Source organism: Kaistella carnis (assembly GCF_003860585.1).
In the GTDB taxonomy this organism is placed as follows: domain Bacteria; phylum Bacteroidota; class Bacteroidia; order Flavobacteriales; family Weeksellaceae; genus Kaistella; species Kaistella carnis.
Map to the genome: position 1 here is coordinate 821,229 of NZ_CP034159.1, position 21,321 is coordinate 842,549.

A 21,321-nucleotide genomic window follows, 5' to 3' on the forward strand; every position below is an offset into this window, starting at 1 on the left:
CAAAACCATTAAGATTCTGTTGAAAAAATCATCAGTTATTCTTAATGGTTTGGTTTAAAGGCTTTTATATTAAATTATAAATTCTCAATTACAATTGCTGAAGCACCGCCTCCACCGTTACAAATAGCAGCAGCACCGTACTTTCCGTTGTTTTGTTTAAGAATATTTATTAAAGAAACAATGATTCTTGAGCCTGAACTTCCAAGTGGGTGTCCTAAAGAAACTGCACCTCCATTCACATTAACTTTAGCAGCATCTAAACCTAAAATTTTATTATTGGCTAAACCTACTACAGAAAACGCTTCATTGAATTCAAAAAAATCAATATCAGTTAATTCTAAATTTGCTTTTTTCAAAGCAATAGGAAGTGCTTTTGCCGGCGAAGTTGTAAACCATTCCGGTTCCTGTGCTGCATCGGCGTAAGAGATTATTTTTGCTAAAGGTTTCAAACCTAACTCTTCCATTTTCTCCTTCGACATTAAGATCAAAGCAGAAGCTCCATCATTCAATGTAGAGGCATTAGCAGCTGTTACTGTTCCGTTTTCTTTCTGGAAAACAGTAGGTAAAGTTCCAATACGGTCAAAGTTTACCGATTTATATTCTTCATCTTCTTTAAAAATGATTGGGTCTCCTTTTCGTTGTGGAATTTCTACGGAAACTACTTCGTCGTTAAATTTTCCTTCGCTCCAGGCTTTTGCTGATCTTTTGTAAGATTCAATCGCAAAATTATCCTGATCTTCTCGTGTAATTCCGTATTCAGCGGCACATTTTTCAGCGCAAACCCCCATATGAACTTTACCGTAAACATCTGTTAAACCGTCCAGTACCATTCCGTCCTGCATTTTAACATCGCCCAATTTAGTCGCGTTTCTTGCGTTGTAATAATGAGGAACTGAGGACATATTTTCCATTCCACCTGCTACGATCACGTCCTGATCACCAGATTTAATGGATTGTGCGGCCATCATCACTGCTTTCATACCGGAAGCGCAAACTTTATTAATGGTGGTTGCGGGAGTTTCATTGGACAAGCCAGCTCCCATTGCAGCCTGACGTGCGGGTGCTTGCCCCTCACCTGCCTGTAAAACATTTCCCATATAAACTTCCTGAACCTGTATTGGATCAAGATTAATTTTGTCTAAAGCACCTTTAATGGCGGTGGCACCCAATTTAGTTGCGGGAACTGAAGCTAAACTTCCCAAGAAACTCCCCATCGGAGTTCTAACTGCAGATACTATGAATACTTCTTTCATTATGTCTATTTTATTATTTTAAAAGTACGCCAAATTACAAAAAAAAACACACTTAGAAAAAAAGTGTGTTTCAATGAAAAATCTATGAATATTAAAAATTTAAATTTGTTAAATCAATTCCGAGCTGTATTGCATTCTTATTGGGCAGGATTGCAGAATTATTGAAGATAGGGCTGAAATCTTTCTTTATAAAAATATTCAGTCCGCCATAACTTACACTTACTTTTCCACCGAACAGAAAGGAGTTAACACCATAATCTAAAGTAAATTGATCTTTTTTAAATTTATCATTTTCATCATGATATTTCACCTTTACGATGCTTCTTGTACGTACTCCCGCATAAATTCCTGCACCTATTCTCCATTGCTTTTTGGAAGCATCTAAGTAATTTACACCTTCAGACTCTATATATTTTGGATTAAGGACCAATTGAAAATCAACTGGCAGCGTGATATACACGTTCCGAAGTTTTGATCTTTTTAAATTTCCTTGCGTAAAATCCTCTAAGAAAAGCAACTCATTGTCCTGTACAAAAATCTGTGGTCTTTTCGGTATATACGTATCTGCTCTGTAAGCCAATCCGTAACGGATAAATAGTGGACTTGTAAAACTCCCTAACTGTCGCTCTCGTCTGGCCTGAAGTTCGAAACTGTGTGAGTTTCCAATACGCATTTCAGAATCATTATTAAAAACGTCAAAACTCCCGGCATCTTTTGTTAAATTAAGAAATCCATAAGTCAAAGCCAAGCCATCCGTACGCAGAAGATCTTTGGGACTTTTTTTCTTTTTGTAGGAAATATTAACGACTGAATTTTGACTGCTGTTCACCGCGCCTACCCGATCATTTTTCAGGGTGTCATTTTTTTTCATGATCGAATTATTAACACTGATTTTTGTTAATTCATTAAGCGCTTCTTTTTCCTGAGCAATTTTTTCATTAATTATGTTTTCATACTTTACGGCTATCAGCTGTTTTTGATTCCTTTGGTCAACCTCTGAAATTTGACTTTTTCGAAAGGATTCATCCACCGCAGACAATTCGCTGTTCATTAATGATTTCTCGCGGGTTACGATGCTGTCTACCTTTTTAGAATAATTTTGAATTCTGCTTTCAAGCACCGATGATTCTTGAGAAAAGAAGGTTGCGCTCACACTCATGGCGAGAAATAGTACAAGTTTTTTCATAGTTTTAATTTTTTTTTATTATTGAAAAATTATTTTAAAATTTTCTGTAACCTACTCATTTGGTGTTTCTTCAGAATATATTTTCACGCCAAGGATGGAAATTTCCTTTGGTTTTTTAAGTTCTAAGGTTCCGAGTTTGTTGCCTCTTTTATCTAATTCTGCATTCGTTTTTTCCAGTTCATAACCGAAGAGCAAATCTTCTGCGGAAGTATATTTTACCTTTTCCTTTACTTCATTATTTTGTGCCAAATTAAATGGTGTTTCGCCCTGCGTTTTAGTCTCAATTTTTGGAGAATCCGTTTTTTCTACGGACTTGTTAGCTACAGATATTATAGGATTTAAAGCCTTTTTTTCAATTTGATTATATGAAGAAGGAATTACCACAGATCCCATATTTGCATCTTCTTTCGATTTTTCTTCACTTTTTAAAGCTACTGCTTCCACTGATTTCGCCTCAGGATTTTCCCGATTCATTTTTTCTTGACGTACAACTATGGTATCTGATGATTTAACAGATTCTTTCTGACTGATAAATAAGTATAAACCAAGTGATAAAAAAACCAAAAGAACTGCAGCATATTTATAAAAAGGAAGACTTCTTTTTGCAATTGGTTTTTCCATTGAAGTTGAATCTAAGTCGGCCTCTAAGCGCTCCCATAAATTCGGTGGAACATTTTCAGAAAGTTCCTCATACTCTCTCTTTAATTTATCTTTTATTGTGTTTTTCATTTTCCTGTGTGTTTAAAAATTCTTTCAACCATTTTTTAGCTTTGCTGAGTTGGCTTTTACTCGTTCCTTCAGAAATATTGAGTATTTCTGCGATTTCCTGATGCTTCTTATCTTCAAAAACTGAGAGATTAAAGACCAATCGGTAACCTTCCGGCATTTTGGAAAAAATATCTTTTAAGTCAATATACATTCGATCATCTTCCCAAAAATCATCTTCTTCCGCTTCATTCCCATTTTCCTGAAAATCTGTTTCTAAGTAGAGAATACTTTTATTTTTTCTAATAAAAGAAATGGAATCGTTTACCACTATCTTTCTTAACCAAAACTCAAAACTTTTAAAATCTTTGCAATCCCCAATTTTCATAAAACATTTATGAAATGCTTTAATGAGAACATCTTCCGCATCGGTTTGGTTCTGAACGTACGATTTTGCAATGGATAACATTTTGCCGGAGAACTGTTCAAAAATTTTCTTTTGAGCAAGTCTGTCCTGTTTTATCGCAAGATTAAAAGTTGTTTTGAAATCGTTTTGCATATCTACTATAAAGACGCTAAAAAATGGAAATGGTTGCCTGGGATCGGAAATAAAAAAAACACACTTTTTAAAAAGTGTGTTTTTAATGTTGTTAATGAGTTACTTTGGCGACAACATCGGGATCATGTTTGTGTTTAAACATAATGCTGAAGAGCAGCGCGATGACCAAAGCATATCCTGCGAAAATCAACCATATTTCCTGCCACATTTTATCTCCGTTTTCAAGAGTAAAATATTTCTGAATTAGCCAGCCACTTACTAAACTTCCCATAATGGCTCCAAAACCATTGGTCATCATCATAAATAAACCTTGCGCAGAAGAACGGATTTTATAGTCTGTTGTAGTTTCCACAAAAAGAGATCCTGAAATATTAAAAAAGTCAAATGCCATTCCGTAAACAACACAAGACAAAATAATCAGTCCTAAGCCGAGACCAACGGGAGCTCCGAAGGCGAAGAGGCCAAAACGAAGAACCCAGGCAAACATGGAAATAAGCATTACATTTTTAATCCCATATTTCTTTAAAAAGAAAGGAATTGCCAGAATAAAAAGCGTTTCCGAAATTTGGGAAATCGACATGATCAAAGTAGAACGTTCTACCACCAAACTATTAGCATATTCAGGGATTTTTCCAAAGTCGGATAAATAGGTATCTCCGTACATATTGGTCAGTTGCAGAGCTGCACCCAAAAACATAGAGAATAAAAAGAACAATGCCATTTTATAATCTTTGAAGAGTGAAAAGGCATTTAAACCTAATTTTTCTGATAGTGTTGCATTGGCCGGAATTAAATTCTGTGGCGGACATTTTGGTAAGGTAAAAGCATAAATTCCCAAAATGAAAGCGACTACTGCTGCGATATAAAACTGGTTTCCAGAATCCTTATTCCCTGTAAGATTGGTAATCCACATGGCTGCAATAAAACCAACGGTTCCCCAAACACGAATCGGAGGAAAGACTTTTACGACATCGTAATCATTATTTTTAAGAATATAATACGCAATAGAGTTTGAAAGAGAAATGGTCGGCATATAAAACATCATTGCGATCAGCATGACCCAAAAAAAGTTTTCAGGCGTGGTAACCGACGGTAAAAATACCAGCGTAATAGCATAGAGAATATGTAATATACCAAAAAGCTTTTCTGCGTTAATCCATCGGTCAGCAATGATACCGGTTAATGCAGGCATGATGAGAGAAGCAATTCCTAAGGTCGCAAAAACTTTACCGAATTCTTCACCGCCCCACTGTTTGGTTCCGAACCAATAAACTCCTATCGTAATAAGCCACGCTCCCCAAACAAAAAACTGCAGGAAAGATAACAGCGTAAGTCTTAATTTTAAATTCATAATGTATTGATAAAGTTTTAGTCAATTTTCTTTTTACGACGTTTGATCTCTTCCTGAATTTCCAAAGCGGCATCGAAATCTTCATCTTTCACCGCATCATCAAGTAATTTTTGAAGATCCTCGTTTGTCAAACTTGATAAGTTACCTTCTGCAACAATTTCTTCCACTGTTTCAGCTTGTTTCGACGAATCATCGAGCTCCAGCAAAAAACCGGCTTCATTTAAAACCTGTTGGGTCGTAAATATAGGCGCATCAAAACGAACGGCCATTGCCACAGCATCAGACGTTCTTGCATCCAAAATTAATTCTTCTTCCGTTGTTTGGTTTTTGAAATTAATATTTGAAAAAAATACACCGTCAATGATTTGATAAATAATCACAGAGATTATTTCAAAGTGAGTTGCCAAGACAAATTTGGAAAACAAATCATGTGTTAACGGTCTTGGCGGATGAATATCTTTTTCTAAACCCAAAGAAATGGATTGAGCTTCAAAATTCCCAATAACAACAGGCAATTTAATATTCGTTTCTTCATGTTCCAAAAGCAGAGCGTAGGCACCCGATTGGGTTTGACTATAGGAAATTCCGCGAATGGTTAATCTTTTATAATCCATAGCTACAAATATAATTGATTTTTTAGATTCGGGATTTATTTTCAAAAATTTTATGCTAATATTTAGATGGTTTTCCTCATTTATGGAGTTTCCGGAATTTTATCTAAGTTAATGGTGATTTGAAAAGAAGTTCCTTTTTGACTGCTGTCCTTCTTAACTTGAGCATTCATAAACCTTAATCTGGAATCAATATTACTTAATCCAATGCCTTTTGAAACGGTTTCCGATGAAAATCCTTTTCCATTATCCTTCACTAAAATATGAATATAAGGAAAGGCAAAATCAATTTCAACATGAGCACATTTCGCTTCTGAATGTTTCACCACATTATTTACCAGTTCCTGAATTATTCTGTAAATGTGCGTCTCTACGGTTTTTGTGATGAAAAAATCATCTCCTTTTGATAAAAAGATGATCTCAATTCCGTACAAATGTTCAACTTTTTTACAGAACAAATCCACAGCGCCCAAAAGACCCAAATTGGTAATGGTAGAAGGGGAAAGATTGTGAGAAATCTCTCTGAGCTGCTGACAGGATTTATCTATAATAATTGAAACTTCATTCAGAACGTTGTTATTTTCCTCACTTTCATGTTCTTTATTTTAAAGGGTGAAACTAAATTTAATGGCTGAAAGATCTCCGGCAATACCGTCGTGCAGTTCTTCTGCAATTCTTTTTCTCTCTTTTTCTTCCCCTTCCAGCAAGCCCTGCATTTTGCCAATCTGTTGCTGATGCCTGTGCTGAATGACCAGATTATGTACTCTGTTTTTTTCATCATTAATTAATTTGATCTTATATGCCAAACCTAAGCTGAAAAATATAGTTTCGATAATGATCCCAACATAAAAAAAAGAAATGGGATTGTTCATATTTAAGGAAGGAATAAAAGTTCCTGCAAATGATATTAATGCGCACATTACATAAAAACAAACTCCCACCAGAAAAAAGTTTTTGTGTTTACCGGAGTACCGAATCGCTTTTAAAACCGATAAAATAAATATGATGAGCATTACCGGCAGATAAAGAAAAGTGTATAGAGAGATATAGAAATCAGGAATTTGCATCAAATAACAAATTATGCCAAACCCCAAGAATAAAAGTCCCAGAATTTTCAGTATTAAAACAACCCTATTAAAATATTTTTTAATGTGCTTATCAAGATCAAGAAAATATAAAGCAAAAATTGAATAGAAATTATAAAAAACAATCTGAATAAAAAAGTTTAAAATCCTCACAAAAACATCTGCTTGCTGGGCACCAAATAAATAGGCAACAGCTCCTTCAAAAAGGTTATAGTAATCATCATTACGACTCATCAGATATAGAAGCAGAAAAAAATTGTAAAGGGAGTAGAATTTAAAACTTTTTTCTCGAAGGTATATGAAAATAACTCCACTAATAATAATAAAAAGGAGTTGGAAGGAAATTGCCATGTTCCATACAAACACCTCCATTGTTAAAATGTGTAAATTAGAATTTGCTTCTTACGTAAAATTAGTCTTTTTATTTAGTATCTCATCTATTTAATTCTGCAATAATTAGCTTAAAAGTTTAGAATTTAAGATTTAAAAGATTAGAGAATATTTCATTTGAGTTCTCTGTTCCTTCAACAAAAAAAAACGCCAGATAGATCTGACGTTTTTTTGATTATTTATTAAGATATTACTATCCTTTCAAAGCTTTGATTTTTTGTGTTAATTCCGGAATAATCTGGAAAGCATCACCTACTACTCCATAATCTGCCGATTTAAAGAATGGAGCTTCTGGATCATTATTGATTACAACAATTGTTTTAGAAGAGTTTACTCCTGCCAAATGCTGAATCGCTCCGGAAATTCCCACCGCAATATATAAATTCGGAGAAATTGCTTTTCCTGTTTGACCCACGTGTTCGGAGTGAGGTCTCCAGCCGATATCTGAAACCGGTTTCGAACAAGCGGTTGCAGCACCTAAAGTATTTGCCAGATCTTCAATCATTCCCCAGTTTTCAGGACCTTTCATCCCGCGACCGGCAGAAACTACTACTTCTGCTTCTTTCAGATCTAACTGACCTGAGCTTTGCTCATGCGAGATTACTTTCGTGTCTTCATTAGCAACCGTTAAATTTTTCAGTTCCTCAGAACCAGAAACGGCATTTTCTTTTACACCGAATGCATTTTGAGAAACTGTAACAATTACTCCGGAAGCATCAGCTTTTGCATGCATCATTCCTTTTCCGGAAAATGCACGTCTTTTTACCTGAAAAGGTGATATACTTTCTGGAGTTTCCAATGCATTGGTAATTAAAGAATAATCCTTCATTACAGCCAACATTGGTGCTACTGAAGAAGCATCTGTTGTGTGTGGAAAGACGATAATGTTACCGTCGGAAACTTCACTCATTGCCTGAGCATACGCTTTAGCACTGAAGTTTTTTAAGCCTTCATCTTTAACAATGATCACTTTATCAGCACCATATTTATAAAGTAAGTCTGAAGAATCAGTTGGATTTATAGAAACAGCGGTTACCGTTTCGCCGTTGGTCGCTGCAATTGATTTTGCATAAGAAACTGCCTCGAACGCTGCTTTTTTATAGATTCCGTTTATATTTTCTGCATATACGAATATTGCCATTTTTGATAGTGTTTAAGGTTAGAATTAAATTACTTTCGCTTCCTCGTGAAGTAATCTTACCAATTCATCTAAGTTATCCGGAGTCACCATTTTTACCGCCGCTCTTGCAGGAACAGCGTCATAAGAAACTGCTTCTACTCTTACTTCAGTATTTACCGGCTCATTCACCTGTAAAGATTTTGTTCTGGCAGACATAATTCCACGCATATTTGGGATGATTAAGTCTTTTTCATCAACCATACCTTTTTGACCGGCAATAACTGCCGGCAATTTCACCGATATCGTTTCTTTTCCTCCTTCGATCTCACGAACAGCTTTCGCTTCTCCATCATTCACTTCCAAACCAACGCAAGCATTTACGAAAGGTAGATTTAATAACTGAGCAACCATTCCAGGTACAGCGCCACCATTATAATCAATAGATTCTTTGCCACAAAGAATTAAATCGTAACTACCGCTCTGCGCGATGTTTGCGATTTCTTTAGCAACTGAATAACTATCTTTTGGTTCGATATTGATTCTGATGGCATCGTTTGCACCAATTGCCAAAGCTTTTCTGATGACGGGTTCCGTGGTAGCATCTCCCACATTAATCACCGTAACCGATGCACCTTGCTCCTGGAGTTTAACTGCTTTACTTAAAGCAAATTCATCAAGTGGATTAATAACCCACTGAATTCCGTTTTTGTCAAATGCAGATTTGTCTGCTGTAAAATTAATTTTGGACGTAGTATCGGGAACACTACTGATACAAACTAATATTTTCATGTGCTAATATTTATTGTTTTACTGTGTGCTAAGATAAAGAAAAATATGTTATGCATGCATAGTACATTTCATATTTAATATTTAATACATAATTAACTGTTTGGTTTTAAAGGTCTAACCTCTATTTTACTTGGTAAAGTGCGTGGATTCATTTTTAAAATATCGACGATGAGTTGCCCAATATCTTCAGGTTGAATTTTCCAGGCATCTTTTTCCGAAGGTTCGTGACCGTTAAAATTACTTGATACCGATCCCGGCATAATCGTAGAAACTTTAATATTATATTTACGCAGATCAATCATAGCAGCTTGTGTAAAACCGACTGCGCCAAACTTGGAAGCATTATAGCCCGATCCTTTTTCAAAGAAGTTGGTCCCGGCTAAGCTTGAAATTGTAATAAAATAACCTTCTGATTTTTTGAGTTCTTCTACGGAAGCTTTTAAAGTATGGAAAATTCCGGTAAGATTGGTATCAATCATAGCGGACCAGTCATCTAATGAAAGTTCATCTACGGGTTTGAAAATACCGACTCCGGCGTTTGCAATCACGTAATCTATTTGTCCGAATTTATTCATGATTTCAGCGACTGCGTTCTGTTCATCCTCAAAATTCTTTACATCGGAACCTAAACCGAATACCGGAGTTTCTTCTGTCGATAATTTTTGCGCGGCCTCGAGCGCATCTTTTTTGTTTCTCCCCGATATGGCGACGATAATTCCTTGATCATGCAACGCTTTAGCAATACCAAAGCCAATTCCTTTGGTTCCGCCAGTGATGTAAGCTACTTTATTTTTCATTAAATTTAATTTGCTTAAAGATAAAAAAACTCGGTGACGTAGGAGAATTTCTCTGATTTTAATTGCTGAAGAATCCTATTCTGAAAATCTATTAGATTGATATTTACAATACGCACAAAAAAAACGCCTCGAAAGTGAGGCGTTATAAATTTCAAAATAATTAAAAATTATTTTTTGATGAACTTTTCAGTCTGAGTTCCATTTTCAGTTTCAAATTTAACGATATACACTCCTTTTTCAAGGTTAGTTACGTTTACTTGGTTGTTAGAAACTTTAGATGAAGATACCGTTCTACCAGACGCATCAAAAATCTGTACAGATGTTACTTTCCCACTAAAGTTTAAGAAATCTGATGTTGGGTTTGGATAAAGACTAACTGAAGCTTTAGTTGAATTATTAGCAGTACCCATACCAATAGTTTGCGTAACCAACACATCATCAAATAAGAATGTATTTTGATCAGTGCAATTGAAGTGTCTGAAAAATAATTTCACAGTTTGTCCGGCATAACCAGTCAAATCTACAGTTACCGTTTTTGCAGTTGCAGAAGTTAAAGTTTCCTCAATAAGAGCCGTTTCTGTGCCAGTAAATACTGTTCCAGTCGGGAGTGCATACACTGCGTAATGTTCTTCATAGAAGTTCACATCGGTCGCTCCAACTAGTAAGCTTAACTTTAATGTTCCTGTATTAGGAAGTACAATATCTGGACTCAATAATAAGTTATCTGGTGTTAATGCACCTAAAGCACTAGACCAAGAACGCGATCCTGCAGATTTCCCTATTGGAAAACCATTTAACGGAGTCGTAAGATTAAAAATACCAAATTGTTGTCCATCACCATCTCTGTCAATAACTCCCCAACCAGCTGCTGATTCGAAATCTGCAGAAAATACAGTTGTTTGCGCATTAATAAAAGATGCAAGAGCTACTGCCCCAATAAGTAAAAATTTTCTCATAATATTTATTTATAATTAGTTCGCAATATAAAAATATAATTTATTAAAACGAAATTATGTTCAATAAAAAAGCCACTCTTCTTAAAAGGTGGCTTTATAAATACAGTTACTTTGTATAATTCTCAAAGAATAGAGGAATACTTTCAATTCCTTTATAAAAGTTGAAAAGACCATAATGTTCATTCGGAGAGTGAATCGCATCGGAATCTAATCCAAAGCCCATCAATACTGATTTGGCTTCTAAGACCTGCTCGAACATCGCCGTGATTGGAATACTACCACCACTTCTGTACGGGAGAACTTCCTTACCAAACGCAGTTTCCATTGCAGTTTTTGCGGCTAAGAATTCCTTCGTATTGCTTGGTAAAACATAAGGCATCCCACCGTGATGAGGCGTTACTTTAATTTTAACATTCGCAGGCGCAATCTTTTTAAAATATTTGGTAAATTTCTCCGTAATCTCTTCCGGTGTTTGGTAAGGAACAAGTCTCATTGAAATTTTCGCAAAAGCTTTGGACGGAATTACTGTTTTCGCACCTTCACCAATATAACCGCCCCAAATCCCGTTACAATCCAGAGTAGGACGAATAGATGTTCTTTCTAACGTGGTGTATCCCTTTTCACCTTCTACTCCATTTAAACCAATCGATTTTTTGAAATGTTCCTGATCATCTTTCAACTTATTCATTGCAGCTCTTTCCTCATCAGACACGGTTTCTACATTATCATAAAAACCATCAATGGTAATATGTCCGTTATCATCAATAAGATTGGCAATCATTCTGGAAAGCACATGAATAGGATTTGGCACTGCGCCACCATACAAACCGGAATGTAAATCTCTGTTTGGACCTTCAACTTCCACTTCTACATAACTCAAACCTCGTAAACCCGTTGTTACCGTAGGTTGCTCATTTGAATAAATGTGCGTATCAGAAATTAAAATCACGTCACATGACAATTTCTCTTTATTTTCTTTTACAAAAGATTCTAAACTTTTTGAACCAACTTCTTCTTCGCCTTCAAAAATGAATTTTACATTACATGGCAAAGTATCTGTTTTCATCATCGCCTCAAAAGCTTTGATGTGCATAAAAAACTGTCCTTTGTCATCGGCAGATCCTCGCGCGAAAATCGCGCCTTCGGGATGAATTTCCGTTTTTTCAATATAAGGTTCGAAAGGTGGTTTTGTCCATAATTCCAGTGGATCTGGCGGTTGCACATCATAATGACCGTACACCAAAACGGTTGGCAGATCCTTACTCAATATTTTTTCTCCGTATACGATAGGATATCCTTCTGTGGAACAGACTTCTACGGCATCAGCACCGGCATCTTTTAAAAATTTTGACACTTCATCTGCACATTTTAAAACTTCATCTTTATAGGCAGGATCGGCACTAATGGAGGCTATTCTCAATAATTCAAAAAGTTCGTCAACGTAGCGTTGTTTATTTTCTTGAATGTAATTTAATGTTTCTTGCATTATATTTTAATTAAATTATTTAAAAATGGAATCTTGTAAAAATAAAAAAAATGTCCTGCAGAAGCAAGACATTTATACTTTATGTTGAAAACATTTTATTTATTTTCAGTTGTTCCCGCAGCCGGAGTTTCTTTAACAACCATCGTGCTGTCGTTTTTCATTTGTGTTTGTGGCTGAACCGCAACTTTAGTGGTATCAACCATAGACATTGCCTTTGCGGCTTGCATTTCATTAACTTTTGCCGTTGCCTCGTCACTCATTTGATCATCGCTCCATCTTTCAACACCATGTTCTAATTTCAAATTTCCCTTATTTCCACCTTCCTGAATCTTTTGACAGCTAAGAACTACGCCTGTTAATGCTACACCTACAATAATTTTTTTCATATCTAGTTTATGATGATTACAAATCTTTATAATTTTGAACGCTCCAAAAGTAAGAAATATTACGATTTTTCCCAAGAGTTTTTTAGAAATTCTAAACAGATCGTAAAATAATTTTACTTTTTAGAGATTGTGTGAATATTAAATAATGTTCTCCCCCATCTTTAATTTTATATTTTTTCTTTATTTCATCGGGTGTTAAGGGATAATTTTTTGAAATAATATTATACTTTTCTCCCTTCTTAACTGCTTTTGATTCTATAATCTCAATTCTTAAAATTCTTCCCGGAAAATCCGTCCTTAAATCATCTGAAGTATAAAAATGTGTATTTGGGTGCAGTTTTTTCAAATTAAAATGTTCCGAAATACTATTGAAACCGCCTGATTTTAAAACTGCATTGTTTGGAATATACAAATACTGCAAAGGTTCTGAGTATTCCGAAACAGCTTCCTTCTCCCAATGATACTGAAATGAAAAAGATGGCTCATCACTCTCAAGATTTGTGCAGGTAATCAATTTATTTTCTCCATTTTGATTCTTTTTAAGAAAAACCAATAATTCTTTCACTTCATTTTTAACGGCAATAATTTGAATTTCCACAATATGATTCAACACCGATATGAGGTAAGAAATATCGATGAGCGGTGAAAGTTTGATGAGCACTTCATTCGAAAAATTGAATAGCTGATCCTGAATTTCTAATAGATTGGGAGATAGATCTTCCAAAAGAAATTTCTTATTTTTATGTTCGTCTCTTCGCGCAGGATCCAAATAAATTAAATCAAATTTATCCTGATTTTTTGCAAGAAAATTTTCTAAATTTTCATTAATAAAATTTGCGTTTCTATTTAAAACCGTCCAGTTGTGCTTTACAATTTCTAATAACTCGGTGTTTTGCTCGACTAACGTGACCTCTTCAAATTTTTGAGATAAAAAATACGCATCAATTCCAAAACCTGAAGTTAGATCGAGAAACTTTTTACCTTCAAAATTTCCAGCTTTAAATTCAGCAGTTGCCTGCGAAGAAGCTTGTTCTAAATTCAAATTCGGTGGGAAAACAATATTATCCTTTAAAAGAAAAGGAAATTTTTTCAGCGCAACTTTTTTTCCTTTGATCTGTTGCACCAGTTGTTGCATCATCACCTCTGGAAAAGGCGATTTTTTCAATAACAAAGAATGCAAATCCGTATTTAGATTTGCATTGATATATTCTTGAATTTCTCTACTAAGGATATCTTTCACTTTATTTTTTTAACCACAAAAGTCAAAAATTTTCTTTTGCAGACATGAAATCAGTCGTCTTTAAATTAAAAAAAAGATCAAAATCTCAAGCATTCTTGGCATACATTATTCAAACATTTCTGCTAACCGAACTGCTTTAATTTCGTTTTCAGAATACATTTCTTCTACAGATTTCGTTTTCTCTAATTTCGGGTACAGATTAACCCCAATGATTTTAATTCTTCCTTCTTCTACCCAACTTTGTTCTTTAACCGACTGATTGTAAATTTGTTGCTGAATCCAACCACATTTTAAAAGTTCACAGTAACCGCCCTTTTCTTCAATTTCTAAAAATCGTTTCCAGGCTCTTTCTGCAAACTGCTGGGTCACATCATCTATATAATAGCTGCCATTTCCGGCATCTTCAAAAACATTAATAATACTTTCGTAGGCTAAAACGATTTGTTGTTTGAAAGAAATTTCTTCGGAAACAGAATCAGCGTTTTCAATTTTATAATCGTTGCTAAAAACAGCATCTGCTCCACCAATCATTGCAGCAGAAAGCTCCAGCGTAGATCGAATCAGATTATTTTCAGGATCCTTTTTGGATTTATTGCGTAAAGTAGTCTCGGAAAAAATAAAAGGAATTTCATTTAAACCAAATTCCTTAGAAAATTGGTTGAAAATTAATTTTAAAGTCCTAATCTTCGAAATCTCAAAGAAATAATTTGCTCCAACTGCTGTTTTAAAAACAATTTTATTTAAAATATCTGCACCAAATATTTCTGTCAGTTCTTTTGTTTTTGCCAAGGCGATTGCCAATTGTTGTGTAATTGATGCGCCGGCATTCTGATGAAGGGAAATATCAATTCCAATATTTCTTTCGAAATTTTTCTCTAAAAGTTCCTTGACCAACTGTTCGTTCACTGCACCCTTTTCATCTGCAGAAAAAACATCAACTAAAGAAAAATAACGGTTATTTTCGTCAATAGAAATATGTTCTGCTAAATCCTTATTGTTGACGAACAGCACTTTCTCTTCAAGATCTTCCACATTTTCATTTAAAAGAAATGCAAAAACATTTTCTTCTGAACTTTCGTGATATAAAGAAACCAAATGCGTAGATTCTTCTACCTTTGGTAAATTCGTTAAGGGTTTTGGTACCGAATCATAATAAGGTTTTACCGTGATATCCTCCAGATTTTCTTTGGATAAGATCTCATAGATATTTTCGGTTTTCAATTGCTTTTGAACGACCTCTTCCCAGTCTTGAAGTGGAGTTTTTTTAAACATATTTAAATGACGCCAAATTGGCTTTTATCTAATTATTAAATTCTGCAAATAGCAATCTATTTTACTTATTCACCGCTTTTGTACTGTCAACGACCAAAATAAAGATTTCTTCATTTGGTTTTTTCATAAAATAATTTTCCCGGGCGTATTTTTCTTTCTCCGCTTTATTATTCATCAACTTCTTATAAAATTCGGCGTTTTTCTCATACTCCGATTTATAATAAGCCAATTGATCTTCATACTTATTTACTTCACCATTCAACTCATTAATTACCAAAAACGAGGTGCTGTCAAAAAAAACCATCCAACCTAAAAAAAGAACAATCGTCACGAAATATTTATTCAAAATATATTTTTGAAAAAATTTCACTTTCGGTGATTTGGGTTTTATTTCTTTAATTAAGTCTTCCATTTTAGTGCGTTTTTTTCAATGTATTATTGATAACAGTCGAAAGAAAATCAATAGCAACCGTATTTTGCTTCATATTGGGTACAATCAAATCGGCTTCGTTTTTCGAAGGCTCTATAAATTCCTGATGCATTGGTTTCAAAGTCGTTTGGTAACGGTGTAAAACTTCCTGCAAATCACGGCCGCGTTCTTGCGTATCACGTCTAATTCTACGAATCAACCTTTCATCTGAATCTGCATGAACAAAAACCTTTAAATCATATTCTTTCAACAATTCAGAATTGGTAAGAACCAAAATTCCTTCTACGATCAATACATTTCTTGGGTCTACAGAAACATGATCACCAGTTCTGGAATGCGTAACAAAAGAATACAAAGGCTGCTCAATGGTCTCCCCATTTTTTAGGGCTTTTACATGTTGAATGAGCAAATCAAAATCAATAGATTTAGGATGATCATAATTTAAAACCTCTCTTTCAGCTAAGGTTAAATTGGGATTATCGTGATAGTAATTATCCTGAGAGAGTACATTAACACCTTCTGTATTGAGTTGCTGAAGAATTTTGTTTACAACAGTAGTTTTCCCTGATCCGGTTCCTCCTGCAATTCCGATAACGAGCATAAAAATAGTTTTTACAAAGATAAGATTTTGTCTTAAATTTTTAAGTAAAACTCAATTATAATTCAAAACAGAAGAATTTATCCTCTTTGTTCAATATTGAAAATATAATAAATTACCGCAACTACGCGCGCCAAAAACTCGCGAGACTGATTTCTGTAATAGCTGTTATTTGCTGAAACGTCCTGCGCATCAAAGCCCAACGCATTCATTCCATTATTTCGGGCATAAAATAATGCGCGTAAATTATGAAAGCCCTGAGATACGATAATAACGTCTTTTTCGTGAAAAACCTCAATACAATTCTTAATGCTGGCTTGTGTTTTAAAACCTTTTGGATCTTCGCTGATGATATTTTCGGGAACACCTTCCTGGTAAACCAGATAATTTTTCATCGCTGCAGGTTCGTCATAGCCGCGGCTTTTTTCCCCGCTGACGATTATTTTTTTTATTTTGCCATGATGATACAAAAGTGCAGTAGCGTCCATCCTGGCAGTGAAATAGGGATTAGAAAGACCGGATTTCATTTTAGGAGAAGTTCCTAAAATAAGCGCCGTTTCCCGGGGAGGAATTTTAGAGATCTTCGTATAAGTTCGTCCGTTCGTTACTGCAAAAACCCAAATATTAGCTAAAACCATCAATAAAATCCCAATTTCGATGAGATTAAATAATGATTTGAAAAGGTCTAATATTTTTTTCAAAATGCTTTAATTTAAATCAAAATTAACTTTAATTTTTTTACTTAAAACGACGGACATACAGGCCAATATTCTTCCGGAAGCCTCTTCTTTCGTGGTCAGATATTCATTTTCCAATAATTCTACTTCTCCTTCTTCTAAGATACATTCGCAACTCCCACAAATTCCGGATTTACAGGAATAAGGAACAGGAAATTTCTGAATTAAAAGTTGTTGCAACAACTTTATTTTATTGTCCTTTAAAGTTGTGGAATATTCATTGTTAAAAAGTTTAAAATCAACCGAGATATCATTAATTAAAGGAAACTCTTTTTCAATGGGATAAATATCTTCATTAAATTCTTCAAACAATTCAAAATGAATATTTTTCTTTAAAATACCGTGGTGATAACAGGCGTTGGCTATTGATTTTATCATTTCTCCTTTTCCACAGATCAAAACGGCATCTACGGCATCCCAAATTGTACTTTCTTCATCAGTATCATCTAACTGCAAAATTTGATTGATGATGAGTGCGACCTTTTTAGCATCTAATCGTCCTTCAAAAAGTCCGTTGCCAACTTTTTCCTGAGAATAAAAGTAATGAATTTCTAATCGATCCGGGTATTTCTGAACCAATTCTTCAAGTTCTTGTTTAAAAGCCACTTCTTTTTTAGTCCGATTTCCATAGAAAAGAAAAAGACGTGTTCGATGTTCGGTGCGTAAAATATTTTTAAGATGACTCAAAATTGGGGTAATTCCAATTCCACCGGCGAAGGCCACGATCGTCCTAAATTCATGCGGTTTCGCAATCAAAGTAAAGCGTCCCCGGGGTTCCGAAACTTCTACTTCATCCCCTACTTTCAGATTTTGAAAAAGGGTATTTGCGAAACTTTCCTCGCTGTTGATTTTAATTCCTAAGGTAATTACTTTTTCAAATGGTGCCGAGGTCATTGAAAAATCCTTTTGAATAATTTTGCCTTCAGATTCAAATTTTAGAGTTATATATTGCCCGGCTTCAAAATCATATTGAGACGCGAGTTCAGAAGGAATTTCAAATTCAAGCGAAAAGGTATTTTTGGTCAGTTCTTGCTTTTTCGCTAATTTTAGGCGGTGAAATTCTATTTGTCTGGCTTTTGGTACTAGATTTTCCATATTTAAGATGATTCAAAAATAATAAAAATAAAATGAAAAAGTTAATTTTAAGCGTATTGTTTATTTCAGCATTATCGGCTTGTAATAAGGAAACGAAAGTAAGCGAATCAAGTAATTCTACTACCGATTCTACTATGATTGTTGATTCTGCAAATGAAGAAGTTTCAACTGCTGCTTTCAAAAAAGTAGAATGGACTCCGGAGGAAACGTCGAAAATGTTGGGAAAACAAAATAATGATACACTATATGTGACCAACTTTTTCGCAACTTGGTGTGGACCTTGTGTAAAAGAAATTCCACATTTTAAGGCAAAAATGGCCGAAATGAAATCGCAGCCCGTTAAATTTACTTTTGTAAGTTTAGACGATAAAAAAGATTGGGACGGTGCCGTACCAAAATTTGTGGCAGAACATGGACTGGAAAATCATGTGGTTCTTCTGGATGGTTCAGCACTTGGTACCGAATTTTTTCCCGCCAACTTTAAACAATGGGACGGCGGCGCAATTCCCTTTACTTTTATGAGAAAAGGTGATAAAACCGATGAGACTTTAGGTTCAATGAGCGAAGAAATGTTGACGGAAAAACTGAATTCTTTTCAATAAGCAAAAGCACGAATTAACGCAAAGAAAATCCTATCGAGGTATTTTCTTTGCGTTTTTTTTGTTTAAAATTAAGGTTTGCAAAATGACTAAAAATTTCAAATTGATCACCATTTTTATCGTCCTCGGAATTTTGATTTCGATCGTGGTGAATTTGAATGTCGGTTTTATGGATTTGAATTTTTCGGATTTTTTTTCCTCCAGTTCTGAAAATTCTCAAATTGCTCAACTTCGTATCAATCGTATTTTGGTGATGATGTTGGCGGGAATTTCAATTCCGACTTCGGGATTTTTATTGCAGGAATATTTTCAGAATCCTTTGGCTGGTCCTTCCGTTTTAGGAATTACGTCTGTAGCGAGTTTGACTGTCGCCTTTTATATTTTCTTTTCTAAAGATTTCATACTCTCAGAATTTTTACAAAATAGCTTTTTAAGTTTTTCAGCGATTGGCGGAAGTTTATTTTTAATGGTCATTCTATTGGCGTTCGCCGGGCGCTTTCAGGACAAATCCTTTCTGATTATTTTCGGATTTTTGATCTCTGCTTTAGCCGGCGCTGTTGTTTCTATTTTGCAGTTTTATGCTGAAAATCAAAGTTTAAAAAATTATATTCTCTGGAGTTTTGGTGCGAATAATCAGGTTTCGAAAAATCAGATTATTGTCCTTTCAATGATCATTTTGATCGGATTAGTATTGAGTTTCAAAACCATCAAACCTTTGATTGGAAATTCCTTAGGAACGGCTTATGCCCAGAGTTTAGGAGTTAATTTGAAAAACTTAAAGTATCTAGTCATTATTTCATCGTCGCTTTTATCGGCGTCGGTAACCGCATTTTTGGGTCCTATTTTATTTATCGGAATTGTGGTTCCGCATTTTTGCAGAATGCTTTTTAATCCGGCAAAACTCTGGCAACAATGGATTTTAAACATGTTATTAGGAATATTAATTATGGAATTCTTTTCAATTATTTCTGAATCCACGCAGTTTCCTTTGAATGTGATTACGTCGTTATTTGGAATTCCTGTGATTTTGACGATGATGTTGAAAAAATCTAAAGCTTAATGTTTCTTTTAAACGCAAAGGCGCAAAATATTTCTACCTTTAATAAAATTAAGACGCAAACTCGGCTTCGCCGATTGGAATGAAATTAATTTAAAACACAATGGAATTAAGCGAAAATGAACTTTCAAAAATTGTATTTGAATTGGGTTTAAAAATTCATCGACGATTAGGTGCCGGTCTTTTTGAAAATGTTTATGAAGAATGTCTCTTTTACGAGTTACAGAAATCTGGTCTAAAAGCAGAAAAGCAAAAAGTTTACCCAATGATTTATGATGAATTGAAAATCGAAAACGCATTCAGAATTGATATCATTGTGGAGAATAAATTAATTCTGGAAATTAAAGCTGTAGAATTTCTGAATGATACACACAAAGCTCAACTTTTAACTTATTTAAAAATGACAGGATGCAGATTAGGTCTATTAATAAATTTTAGAACCGATGTCTTTAAGAACGGAGTTAAACGAGTCGTCAACGGTTTACCGGAGTAAAAGATATTAGGTGATAAATCTGTCCCCATCGGCGAAGCTGACCTTGCGCCTTCATAAAGTTTACTTTTAAAACCTTTGCGCCTTTGCGTTAAATAACACTTAGTGAAAAAATGTTTCTACAATTAAAAAACACAACAATTGGTTATAAAACTCCTTTACTTAAAGAAGTTAATACTAGCTTGGCTTTAGGTGAGATCTGTCTTTTAATTGGAAACAACGGCGTTGGGAAAACAACTTTAATTAAAACTATTCTTAATCAAACTGATTTATTAAAAGGTGAAGTTTTACTCAATGGAATAAAGACGGAAATGCTTTCATCCAAAGAAATGGCAGAACAAGTTGCGGTTGTTTTTTCAAAGTCGCAAATTCCAGCCAATTATACCTTACGCGATTTAATTTCTTTCGGGAAATACATTCATTATCCTTATTATTTTGAACTGAAAGAATCTGATCAACAGGAAGTTGAAGAAATTATTGAAAGCCTGAATTTAAGTCAATATCGAGATTTTCAGTTGAGTCAACTTTCAGATGGCAATCTTCAGAAAGCATTCATTGGTCGCGCTTTAGCACAGAACTCACCGATGATTATTTTAGATGAACCAACAACGCATTTAGATGAAGAAAACAAAATCATTATTCTTAAATTACTTCGGAATTTAGCGAAAACGCAAAATAAACTCATCCTCTTTTCTTCGCACGACTGGAGATTAGCAAAAGAATTTGCCGACAAAATATGGCTTATCAGCAATGAAAAACTTCACGCTGGAATTACAGAAGAGATTCTTTTAAACCATAACGAATTACTCAATCCAAACATTTTTCATTTTAACGAAGGATTTGTTGCGCCACAAATTTTCGCACCGGAATTACATACAGAAATGCTCTACTCTTTTCTGCAAAAAAACTTCAAAACTGATCTGTCCGCAGTTAAATTTACGTTTACCGAACCATTTTGGGAGATTTCAAACAATCATATTCAATATAAATGTGATTCTTTTGAAGAAATTGCTGAATTCCTTCGAAACCTTCATTAAATCCTCATTCCTTCAACGTTTCAAAAGTACTATGCATGCATAGTATTATGCTTTTCATACCTTTTAACTGTTTGATTTCTAGTTATTAACAA

The 21,321-nt window shown here is 34.6% G+C and carries 24 protein-coding genes; 4 read left to right on the top strand and 20 right to left on the bottom strand.

Annotated elements, in window-relative coordinates:
* Positions 1 to 74: 74 nt before the first annotated feature.
* From EIB73_RS03665 to EIB73_RS03760, 20 genes are all read right to left on the bottom strand, one after another.
* Positions 75 to 1,253: an acetyl-CoA C-acyltransferase gene (locus EIB73_RS03665; RefSeq protein WP_125022735.1), complete on the bottom strand. Its 1,179-nt coding sequence runs from the start codon at positions 1,251 to 1,253 to the stop codon at positions 75 to 77.
* A 91-nt stretch (positions 1,254 to 1,344) separates the two neighbouring features.
* Entirely contained in the window at positions 1,345 to 2,439 is a 1,095-nt protein-coding gene (locus EIB73_RS03670; protein WP_125022737.1) for a hypothetical protein, read from the bottom strand.
* Positions 2,440 to 2,490: 51 nt separating this feature from the next.
* Positions 2,491 to 3,168 carry a hypothetical protein gene (locus tag EIB73_RS03675; protein WP_125022739.1) on the bottom strand — a complete coding sequence of 226 codons (678 nt, stop codon included), beginning with the start codon at positions 3,166 to 3,168 and terminating at the stop codon, positions 2,491 to 2,493.
* On the bottom strand, positions 3,146 to 3,703 hold the full coding sequence (locus EIB73_RS03680) for an RNA polymerase sigma factor (protein ID WP_125022741.1): 558 nt from the start codon (positions 3,701 to 3,703) through the stop codon (positions 3,146 to 3,148). The genes EIB73_RS03675 and EIB73_RS03680 overlap by 23 nt, the downstream gene beginning before the upstream one ends.
* Before the next feature lie 91 nt (positions 3,704 to 3,794).
* The gene (locus EIB73_RS03685; RefSeq protein ID WP_125022743.1) at positions 3,795 to 5,054 is read right to left on the bottom strand and encodes a nucleoside permease; all 1,260 of its coding nucleotides are present in this window, start codon (positions 5,052 to 5,054) and stop codon (positions 3,795 to 3,797) included.
* A 17-nt stretch (positions 5,055 to 5,071) separates the two neighbouring features.
* Positions 5,072 to 5,668, bottom strand: coding sequence for a bifunctional nuclease family protein (locus tag EIB73_RS03690; protein ID WP_125026057.1), 597 nt, complete (start codon positions 5,666 to 5,668; stop codon positions 5,072 to 5,074).
* Positions 5,669 to 5,748: 80 nt separating this feature from the next.
* Positions 5,749 to 6,099 carry a sensor histidine kinase gene (locus tag EIB73_RS03695; RefSeq protein ID WP_164467850.1) on the bottom strand — a complete coding sequence of 117 codons (351 nt, stop codon included), beginning with the start codon at positions 6,097 to 6,099 and terminating at the stop codon, positions 5,749 to 5,751.
* A gap of 171 nt (positions 6,100 to 6,270) precedes the next feature.
* Complete coding sequence (locus EIB73_RS03700) at positions 6,271 to 7,122, bottom strand: 7TM diverse intracellular signaling domain-containing protein (RefSeq protein WP_125026058.1); 852 nt, start codon at positions 7,120 to 7,122, stop codon at positions 6,271 to 6,273.
* Positions 7,123 to 7,333: 211 nt separating this feature from the next.
* Positions 7,334 to 8,281: an electron transfer flavoprotein subunit alpha/FixB family protein gene (locus EIB73_RS03705; protein WP_125022747.1), complete on the bottom strand. Its 948-nt coding sequence runs from the start codon at positions 8,279 to 8,281 to the stop codon at positions 7,334 to 7,336.
* A gap of 24 nt (positions 8,282 to 8,305) precedes the next feature.
* Positions 8,306 to 9,049 (bottom strand): electron transfer flavoprotein subunit beta/FixA family protein, encoded by a 744-nt coding sequence (locus tag EIB73_RS03710; protein WP_125022749.1) that lies wholly within the window; start codon positions 9,047 to 9,049, stop codon positions 8,306 to 8,308.
* 92 nt (positions 9,050 to 9,141) lie between these two features.
* On the bottom strand, positions 9,142 to 9,846 hold the full coding sequence (locus EIB73_RS03715) for an SDR family oxidoreductase (protein WP_125022751.1): 705 nt from the start codon (positions 9,844 to 9,846) through the stop codon (positions 9,142 to 9,144).
* A gap of 167 nt (positions 9,847 to 10,013) precedes the next feature.
* Positions 10,014 to 10,802: a T9SS-dependent choice-of-anchor J family protein gene (locus EIB73_RS03720; protein ID WP_125022753.1), complete on the bottom strand. Its 789-nt coding sequence runs from the start codon at positions 10,800 to 10,802 to the stop codon at positions 10,014 to 10,016.
* Between the two features lie 106 nt (positions 10,803 to 10,908).
* Positions 10,909 to 12,288: a dipeptidase gene (locus EIB73_RS03725; protein ID WP_125022755.1), complete on the bottom strand. Its 1,380-nt coding sequence runs from the start codon at positions 12,286 to 12,288 to the stop codon at positions 10,909 to 10,911.
* A gap of 95 nt (positions 12,289 to 12,383) precedes the next feature.
* The gene (locus EIB73_RS03730) at positions 12,384 to 12,749 is read right to left on the bottom strand and encodes a hypothetical protein (RefSeq protein ID WP_125022757.1); all 366 of its coding nucleotides are present in this window, start codon (positions 12,747 to 12,749) and stop codon (positions 12,384 to 12,386) included.
* Positions 12,750 to 12,765: 16 nt separating this feature from the next.
* A complete protein-coding gene (locus EIB73_RS03735) occupies positions 12,766 to 13,914 on the bottom strand; it encodes a class I SAM-dependent methyltransferase (protein WP_125022759.1) in 1,149 nt (382 codons plus the stop codon).
* Between the two features lie 105 nt (positions 13,915 to 14,019).
* Complete coding sequence (locus tag EIB73_RS03740; protein ID WP_125022761.1) at positions 14,020 to 15,186, bottom strand: methylmalonyl-CoA mutase family protein; 1,167 nt, start codon at positions 15,184 to 15,186, stop codon at positions 14,020 to 14,022.
* Between the two features lie 61 nt (positions 15,187 to 15,247).
* The gene (locus EIB73_RS03745; protein WP_125022763.1) at positions 15,248 to 15,598 is read right to left on the bottom strand and encodes an FtsB family cell division protein; all 351 of its coding nucleotides are present in this window, start codon (positions 15,596 to 15,598) and stop codon (positions 15,248 to 15,250) included.
* A gap of 1 nt (position 15,599) precedes the next feature.
* Positions 15,600 to 16,217, bottom strand: a complete 618-nt coding sequence (gene udk / locus EIB73_RS03750; protein WP_125022765.1) for a uridine kinase — start codon at positions 16,215 to 16,217, stop codon at positions 15,600 to 15,602.
* A 77-nt stretch (positions 16,218 to 16,294) separates the two neighbouring features.
* Positions 16,295 to 16,915: a SanA/YdcF family protein gene (locus tag EIB73_RS03755; RefSeq protein ID WP_125022767.1), complete on the bottom strand. Its 621-nt coding sequence runs from the start codon at positions 16,913 to 16,915 to the stop codon at positions 16,295 to 16,297.
* Positions 16,916 to 16,921: 6 nt separating this feature from the next.
* Positions 16,922 to 18,046, bottom strand: coding sequence for a ferredoxin--NADP reductase (locus tag EIB73_RS03760; protein WP_125022769.1), 1,125 nt, complete (start codon positions 18,044 to 18,046; stop codon positions 16,922 to 16,924).
* A 32-nt stretch (positions 18,047 to 18,078) separates the two neighbouring features.
* On the opposite strand from EIB73_RS03760, the gene EIB73_RS03765 reads away from it, so the two are divergent.
* The 4 genes from EIB73_RS03765 (at position 18,079) to EIB73_RS03780 (ending at position 21,229) form a co-directional block, all read left to right on the top strand.
* Positions 18,079 to 18,648, top strand: coding sequence for a TlpA family protein disulfide reductase (locus EIB73_RS03765; RefSeq protein WP_125022771.1), 570 nt, complete (start codon positions 18,079 to 18,081; stop codon positions 18,646 to 18,648).
* 82 nt (positions 18,649 to 18,730) lie between these two features.
* Positions 18,731 to 19,705 carry an iron ABC transporter permease gene (locus EIB73_RS03770; RefSeq protein WP_125022773.1) on the top strand — a complete coding sequence of 325 codons (975 nt, stop codon included), beginning with the start codon at positions 18,731 to 18,733 and terminating at the stop codon, positions 19,703 to 19,705.
* A 100-nt stretch (positions 19,706 to 19,805) separates the two neighbouring features.
* On the top strand, positions 19,806 to 20,195 hold the full coding sequence (locus EIB73_RS03775; RefSeq protein ID WP_125022775.1) for a GxxExxY protein: 390 nt from the start codon (positions 19,806 to 19,808) through the stop codon (positions 20,193 to 20,195).
* A gap of 110 nt (positions 20,196 to 20,305) precedes the next feature.
* Positions 20,306 to 21,229 carry an ABC transporter ATP-binding protein gene (locus EIB73_RS03780; RefSeq protein ID WP_125022777.1) on the top strand — a complete coding sequence of 308 codons (924 nt, stop codon included), beginning with the start codon at positions 20,306 to 20,308 and terminating at the stop codon, positions 21,227 to 21,229.
* Positions 21,230 to 21,321: the final 92 nt, after the last annotated feature.

Excerpts from the sequence above, each read along its gene's own strand:
- EIB73_RS03760 (WP_125022769.1), bottom strand. The coding sequence starts at position 18,046 with ATGGAAAATCTAGTACCAAAAGCCAGACAAATAGAATTTCACCGCCTA.
- EIB73_RS03700 (WP_125026058.1), bottom strand. The coding sequence starts at position 7,122 with ATGGAGGTGTTTGTATGGAACATGGCAATTTCCTTCCAACTCCTTTTT.
- EIB73_RS03780 (WP_125022777.1), top strand. The coding sequence starts at position 20,306 with ATGTTTCTACAATTAAAAAACACAACAATTGGTTATAAAACTCCTTTA.
- EIB73_RS03775 (WP_125022775.1), top strand. The coding sequence starts at position 19,806 with ATGGAATTAAGCGAAAATGAACTTTCAAAAATTGTATTTGAATTGGGT.
- EIB73_RS03710 (WP_125022749.1), bottom strand. The coding sequence starts at position 9,049 with ATGAAAATATTAGTTTGTATCAGTAGTGTTCCCGATACTACGTCCAAA.
- EIB73_RS03770 (WP_125022773.1), top strand. The coding sequence starts at position 18,731 with ATGACTAAAAATTTCAAATTGATCACCATTTTTATCGTCCTCGGAATT.
- EIB73_RS03680 (WP_125022741.1), bottom strand. The coding sequence starts at position 3,703 with ATGCAAAACGATTTCAAAACAACTTTTAATCTTGCGATAAAACAGGAC.
- EIB73_RS03670 (WP_125022737.1), bottom strand. The coding sequence starts at position 2,439 with ATGAAAAAACTTGTACTATTTCTCGCCATGAGTGTGAGCGCAACCTTC.
- EIB73_RS03705 (WP_125022747.1), bottom strand. The coding sequence starts at position 8,281 with ATGGCAATATTCGTATATGCAGAAAATATAAACGGAATCTATAAAAAA.
- EIB73_RS03740 (WP_125022761.1), bottom strand. The coding sequence starts at position 15,186 with ATGTTTAAAAAAACTCCACTTCAAGACTGGGAAGAGGTCGTTCAAAAG.
- EIB73_RS03675 (WP_125022739.1), bottom strand. The coding sequence starts at position 3,168 with ATGAAAAACACAATAAAAGATAAATTAAAGAGAGAGTATGAGGAACTT.
- EIB73_RS03690 (WP_125026057.1), bottom strand. The coding sequence starts at position 5,668 with ATGGATTATAAAAGATTAACCATTCGCGGAATTTCCTATAGTCAAACC.
- EIB73_RS03715 (WP_125022751.1), bottom strand. The coding sequence starts at position 9,846 with ATGAAAAATAAAGTAGCTTACATCACTGGCGGAACCAAAGGAATTGGC.
- EIB73_RS03725 (WP_125022755.1), bottom strand. The coding sequence starts at position 12,288 with ATGCAAGAAACATTAAATTACATTCAAGAAAATAAACAACGCTACGTT.
- EIB73_RS03685 (WP_125022743.1), bottom strand. The coding sequence starts at position 5,054 with ATGAATTTAAAATTAAGACTTACGCTGTTATCTTTCCTGCAGTTTTTT.
- EIB73_RS03665 (WP_125022735.1), bottom strand. The coding sequence starts at position 1,253 with ATGAAAGAAGTATTCATAGTATCTGCAGTTAGAACTCCGATGGGGAGT.
- udk (WP_125022765.1), bottom strand. The coding sequence starts at position 16,217 with ATGCTCGTTATCGGAATTGCAGGAGGAACCGGATCAGGGAAAACTACT.
- EIB73_RS03765 (WP_125022771.1), top strand. The coding sequence starts at position 18,079 with ATGAAAAAGTTAATTTTAAGCGTATTGTTTATTTCAGCATTATCGGCT.
- EIB73_RS03720 (WP_125022753.1), bottom strand. The coding sequence starts at position 10,802 with ATGAGAAAATTTTTACTTATTGGGGCAGTAGCTCTTGCATCTTTTATT.
- EIB73_RS03745 (WP_125022763.1), bottom strand. The coding sequence starts at position 15,598 with ATGGAAGACTTAATTAAAGAAATAAAACCCAAATCACCGAAAGTGAAA.